At 65.8% G+C, this 6,185-nt stretch carries 3 protein-coding genes; all 3 read right to left on the bottom strand.

The window, feature by feature from the left end; all coding sequences use genetic code 11:
• Positions 1 to 3,457 (bottom strand): type VI secretion system membrane subunit TssM (gene tssM, locus EOA79_RS28455; protein ID WP_206639281.1); only part of this gene is annotated, 3,457 nt, incomplete at its 3' end.
• A gap of 25 nt (positions 3,458 to 3,482) precedes the next feature.
• On the bottom strand, positions 3,483 to 4,778 hold the full coding sequence (gene tssL / locus EOA79_RS28460) for a type VI secretion system protein TssL, long form (RefSeq protein ID WP_348627465.1): 1,296 nt from the start codon (positions 4,776 to 4,778) through the stop codon (positions 3,483 to 3,485).
• Between the two features lie 528 nt (positions 4,779 to 5,306).
• On the bottom strand, positions 5,307 to 6,185 hold an 879-nt coding region (gene tagH, locus EOA79_RS28465; RefSeq protein WP_128293501.1), incomplete at its 5' end, for a type VI secretion system-associated FHA domain protein TagH.

Consider the following 6,185-nt stretch of genomic DNA (forward strand, 5'->3'; position numbering starts at 1 on the left):
TCTTGTAGGCGGCGTCGGGTCCGCCGATCACGAAGCGCGCCTCGGCGCCGGCGCCGTTGCTGGTGACGCTCGCCTTGTCCAGCAGGCGCTTCAGAGCCCATGGCCCTTCGAATTTGAGGGCGGACTCGCGGCCGGGCATCTCCGGCGTCAGGCTGAGGCTCGCGGATCCGGAAGCGCCGCCGCCCGGCCATGTCACCGTGCTCGGCGCATTGCCGGCCTGCGTGCTTTGCACCGTCTGCCCATCTATGTTGAGCACCGCGCTATCCACCTCGCTGTTCAGCGAGGAGGGCGTGAAGGTGATCGAGACCGACGGCGCCGAACCGCCGGAGGGGAAGAAGGCGCTGCGGATTTCCGCCGCCGACTGGAACGCCTTCAAGGTCGATTTGGCGAGGTCGCGGCTGGAGCGGGCCTCCTGCTTCCAGGTCCAGTCCTGGCCTGTCATGTCGATCAGCGGCGCCAGGTTCTGCGCAAAGAACCGGTCCATCAGGCCGCCCGGTGCGAACAGCTTGGCGAAATCGGCAAGAGAGATTTCCTCGCTGCCGTCGCCGGCAAAGGGATAGTGGCCGTTGACGGCTTCCTCGCAGGGACGCGTGACCGTCTCGTCGAGCATCTGGTTGAGGTTGGCTACCGAAGTCTCGGCGACATTGCCTTCGAACTCGTCCGCCGCCGCGTCGACCATGCGCGCGAGCTGCTTGGGCAGGCGCGAGGCATTGGCGCGCATCGTCGAAATCTGCAGCTTCAGGTTCGCGTTGACGCGCTCCGTCTGCGCGGGGACATCCGCTGCCAGCTTCACGCTCTGGTAGATGTCGTGGAAGTTTTGCGTCAGCGCATCGAGCGGGCGGCGACCGCTGGAGCCGCTCACCAGCGCTTGGAACGGCCTGAACTGCGCCTCGACGGAGGCGCCGGCATTCTGCGTGGCGGACGAGCTTGCCCCGGCGCGGCTCTGCGACTTGCCGCCGGCGATCTGCAGACCGATGCGGGCGAGACCCTTGGCCATAACGACCGGGTCCTGCTGCGCCGTTCCGGTGTCGCCTGCGAAGGCGGCGCCGTCTTTTGTCAAGGCGGTTTCATCGGCAATGGCCGTGAACAGCCGGTCCAGCGGCGAGTCCGGCGAGGCGGCGGCCGAGAGCGTGATATATTGCGGCTTGTCCTTCAGCATCGCCCTGAATTTCAATTGGTCGAGCGCGCCGTTCCAGGCGGAGGCGAACTCCTTGCCGTAGCGATCGATGAGTTCGGGGCCGAGCCTGGGCAGGTCCTGATCGATGCCGCCCTGCTCGCCGCCGCCGCCGAGAACCCACTGGTCATCGACCAGCATTTGCGCGATGCGCGAGAGCTGCGGCAGGTAGAAACCGTTGAACCCCGCCTTGGTGTAGAGGCCGGGAACGCCAAGGTCGGCGAGCTCTGCGCCGTCCATGCGTTCGAACAGCAGCTGCGCCTCCGGACCGGCTTTGGCGGCAACGGAAAAATCCTGGAGCCTTGCCGCATAGACCGCCGATCTGATCAGCGCCGACGCGCGGTCGGCAAGGCTCATGCGTCCGAGCGAGCGTTGCGCGGCCTCGACCAGCGGCTGGTTGAGCTCGAACACCGGGTCGTAGGCATCGTCGAGCGCCAGCATGGCGCGCAGATGCTTTTCGAGCTGCGCGCGGCCTTCGCGGTTGTTCTCGCCGGGGTAGCGGTTTTCCTCCCAATCCTGCTTCATCCAGGAGACGATCAGCTCGTCGTCGACCTTGGGCGCCTTGCCGCCCAGCATCAGATAGATCTTCAACGGTTCGTAGAGCGCGATCGGGTCGGCCATCTTGGCCTGGATCGTGCGCTCCGCCTGAACCAGCAGGCGCGAGCGGAAGCTACGCTCCAGCGCCTGCCGATAGGCGGATTTGGACGCCGACAGAAGCCTGTCCCGCTGGCTGAGCCCGAAACTCTCCTCGATCGGCTTCGTTTGGCCGGCGGTCTCATATCCCGCCGGCAGGTTGCGCAGTTGATCGAGCGGGCCGATGACGTTTTCGAGGTCGACATCGGTAACTGTCGTGCTCCTGAGCAGCGAATCCGCGCCGTCCCGATACTGCGCCATCGCCTGTCTCGTGGAGCCGATCAGCGACTCGTTGGCAAAGTAGCTGAGGCCCAGCACGCCGAGCGATGCAAAAGCTGCCAATGCGATTGCGGCGAGGCTGCCGAACCTGGCGAGCCTGGCGCGCCGCTCCGCTGTCCTGTCGAACGAGACCCAGCCGGCCTCGGGGAAGATCACCTTCGCCAGAAGATCATGCAGGAAAAAGCTCTTGCCGGTACCGGAAAGATGCGCCTGCGAAGCGCTGCCGAAATTGCGGCCGATCGCGCCCAGCACCTGGTCGATCGGTGTTCCTTCCTGCGTGCCCGAAGAGAAATAAAAGCCGCGCAGGCTGACATTCACCTGGGCCCGCGAGGCATCGAAAAGGCTTGTGACGAACCGCACGACGCGGGTTCGCAGCGCGACGAACTGGGCCGGGAAGCCGAAGATCGCGATGCGCGCCACCGGATCGGCCTCGTCCTGCAGGCGGTCGGCGATCTCGTCCGCAAGCTGCCTGGCCAGCGCGTCGAACTCGGCCGAGGTTTCGCCGACCATGTTCCTGTTGCGGTCGGTGGTCTGGAACGTCGCGCCCCAGACCTTGCGCCGCCGGGCCTCGTCGAGATCGCCGAAATAGTCCATGAAGCCGGCAACGAGGTCCGCCTTGGTGAAGAGCAGGTAGACCGGGAACTGGATCTTCAGCGTCTCGTGCAACTCCCGCAGCCGGCTTCGTATCTCGGTGACATGCGCATCGAGCTGCTGGTCGTCGAAGCCGATCAGATCGGCGACGCTGATGGCGAGGATCACGCCGTTGATCGGCTGCCCGGTGCGGTACTTCTTGAGCAGTCCAAGGAAGCCGAGCCAGCTCGCCTTGTCGCGCTCGGCATCCGAATCCTGCGTCGTGTAGCGGCCGGCCGTATCGATCAGCACGGCATCCTCGGTGAACCACCAGTCGCAGGACCGCGTGCCGCCGACCCCGGCCAGCGGCTGGGCATTGCCGGAGCCGGCAAGCGGAAATTTCAGCCCCGAATTGACCAGCGCCGTCGTCTTGCCGGCGCCCGGCGGGCCGATGATGATGTACCAGGGGATCTCATAGAGGAAGTTGCGCCTGCCGCTCGACTGCTTCAGGGTCGCGATGGCCTCGCTCATACGCGCTTCGAGCACCCCTGAATCGTCGTTGCGGTCGCCGCTGCGAACGATGCCCGTCTCAATCGCCTTCTGCGCCTTGCGCGCTTGCCAGAAGCGGATGCCGTAGAAGATTGCGAGCAGCGCGACGGCCACGCCGATGATCGTTGTCCGGAGCCAGACCGGTCCGAGCGGACGTGTATCGGCATACCGGATCAGCGGCCCGGCATACCAGACCGCAGCCGAGAAGCCGGCAAGCGCGAGTAGGCTGAACAGCCGCAGCACCCAGCGCATCAGTGCCGCTCCCCGCCGCGCGCGCTCACAACGTCTCCTCCTTCGGGATCATCACGTCGACGCGGCGGTTTTTGGCGCGGCCATCAGCCGTCGCATTGTCGGCGATCGGTTCGTCCTCGCCCTTGCCGTCGACCGCGACCCGCGATGGGTCTTTGAGCTCGTTTGCCACCATTGACTGGACGGCTTTGGCGCGCGCGACGGAAAGATCGAAGTTCGATTTGAACTGGCTCGACTTCTTCGGCTTCACATTGTCGGTGTGGCCGACGATCCATATCGGTCCGGGCTCGGCATTGAGAGCCGTGGCGATGTCCGCCGCAATGGGCTGGAACTCCGGCTTCAGTTCGGCTTGCCCGGGCGCGAACAAGAGCTGGTTGCTGATTTCGACCACGATGAAGTTGCCCTTCGTGCCGACCGTCAGCCCGCCGCCGGCGATTTCGTTGGCGAGCGCGGCGCGGATGCGGTCGATCTGGGTGATGGTGGGAACGTCGATCTGGGTGACGGTGGGAACGGCAGGCGGCGACGGGGTGGCTTCCGGCGGGGCGGGTACCGCCGGCTCGGCAACCGGAGCGACGCTCGCGCGCTCGATGGTGACCGGCGTTGAGGGATTGAGCGCCAGCAATTCGCTGGCTGTTGCGTCGCCCTCGTCGGTGATCAGGATCCGTAGTCCGAAGAAGGCCGCCGTGACCAGGGTCGCGGCGGCGGCCGCGACCGCCCATAGCGGCAGCCGCGCCTGGGGCTTTGACAGCGCCGCCGCCATACCTTGCCAATGGGGCGAGATGTCGTCCCCGGCGCGCGGTTGAAAATACCGGATCGTGTCGTAGACGTCGCGCCGGACGCGTTCGAGCGCGTCCCGTTCGCCGACCCTCCCACGATACTGGCCCTCGAACCCGAGCGACAGGCAGGCATGCATCAGTTCAAGCAGGTCGTGATGACCCTCCGGCCGGCCCAGGATCTTGTTCAGCGCCTCGTAGAAACCGGCGCCGGTGGGCTTGGTGTGGAAGAACCGCGCCACCAGGCTGTGCCCGATCCAGCCGTCGTCCTTCGGCCACGGCAGGTTGCCGACCAGATCGTCGGCGGTCTCGCATAGCGCAAATTTAGCAATCCGCGCGTCTTCCTCGGCGATGCCGGCTTTCGCCATCTCCCGCTCGAATGTCTCGATCGCTTCGGTGATGTGCTCTGCCAAAGGGGCCGCCTGCCGCTCGACCGGCATCAGCCGCAACTGGCTGAACAGCATCAGCAAGGGCGCCGCGGCCGCGAGGATTGGATTTGCCGCGGCGTAATTCACGCCATCCGCGGCACTAAGCAGGATTTCCTGTTGCAACGCGGGCGCCGCCGCTGCAGCGGCAGCCCCGGGAACCGGGTTTTGAACGACCACGGTTCCGGAGGACCAGCCTGTCGGCATCCGCCGGCCGACGCCGGGGTCGAAAACCGTCGATTCCCTGGCGGGTGTCGCAGCGGGCTCAGCGCCAGCCGACGAGGAACTCGCGGGAGCCGCGGGCGAGCGTTGCCTAGGCCGTGGCGCTCGGATGACGGTCTTGTCCGCCGGCCGGAAGGGATCGTCCTTCGAACTCATCGGCGATCCACCGTCGCGGCGCGACGACCATTTCCTTGACTGGGAATGAGGTCGGCTTCCGGCTTTTCATGCCGAGCTTTGGGGGCGGGCCGGATGGAAAGGCTCATCTCGCCGAAACATGACATTGCTGCACACGCCCCAAGCCACGCCGCTTTGCCCGCCAGGCAAGCTTCCGTACGTTATCCTAACCGTACAGGCAGCTGATTGAAATCGGAAAGCAGGATGCTCGAAGCAGCGCTTTCTTCTGTGAGACCGGTCACATAGCCCCGGGTCCACCTACTTCTGCTTGCTGGCCTTGGCATAGGCTTCGCTGAAATAGGCCAGGAAGACGTCGAGCATGCCGTTTTCATGCTTCTCCTCCATCGTCCGCCAGGTGGCGACGAGGGCATCCCACGCCTGACTCTTCTTGGATGAGAAGGAGGCCGGCGGCAGCTTCCTGGCGATGGCCTCCGGCGACAGGTCGTCGAGCAGCCTGGAAAGCGCTGCCTGCATGGCGGCGTAAGTTGCCAATTCATGCGTCTTGAGGTCCCGGAAGGCGTCCTCGACGCTGTGCGCGGCGTCGAGATAGCCGGTCCGGCGTTTGGCGAACATGATCTCCAGTATGTCGTCGGTGCCGGGAACGAATTTCAGCGGGTTGTTGTTTTCGGCGCCGATCATCGTGCGGTTGGCGTTCTTGGCCAGCACCTTGGCCGCCGCGCGCGCCTTGAGCAGCAGCGACAGTTGCTCGATGGTGGTCCTCAGCACGGTACCGATCTCGGCGGCCACCTCATGCGGATCGCGCGCTTGAAGCAGGTCGGGCGAAATGCCGGCCGCCTTCGCGATATCCTGCAGCAGCATATCGGTTCCCGCCGGCTGGCTACCCGGCTTCGCCGGCGCTGGGGGCGGCCGCAGCGCCGAAGATGTCGATGCCGCTCCCGTCCCGGGCCGCTGTTCCGTCCGACTGAAGAAGGGCTCTTTGCCGAGCTCCAGCGGTCTGCCCGTCGATGGCGGCAGCTCGCGTTGCGTCGACGCGGGCCGGGTTCGCGGGTGGCCGGCGGCGGCGCCTTCCTCGTCAATTGATACCGCAACGACATAGCGGCCGATCAGCATCCGATCGCCATGCGCCAGCCGGTGCGGACCGGCCATGCGCTGGCTGGAGCCGTTGACGACAGTGCC

This window comes from Mesorhizobium sp. M1A.F.Ca.IN.020.03.2.1 (assembly GCF_004023205.1).
Lineage (GTDB): Bacteria > Pseudomonadota > Alphaproteobacteria > Rhizobiales > Rhizobiaceae > Mesorhizobium.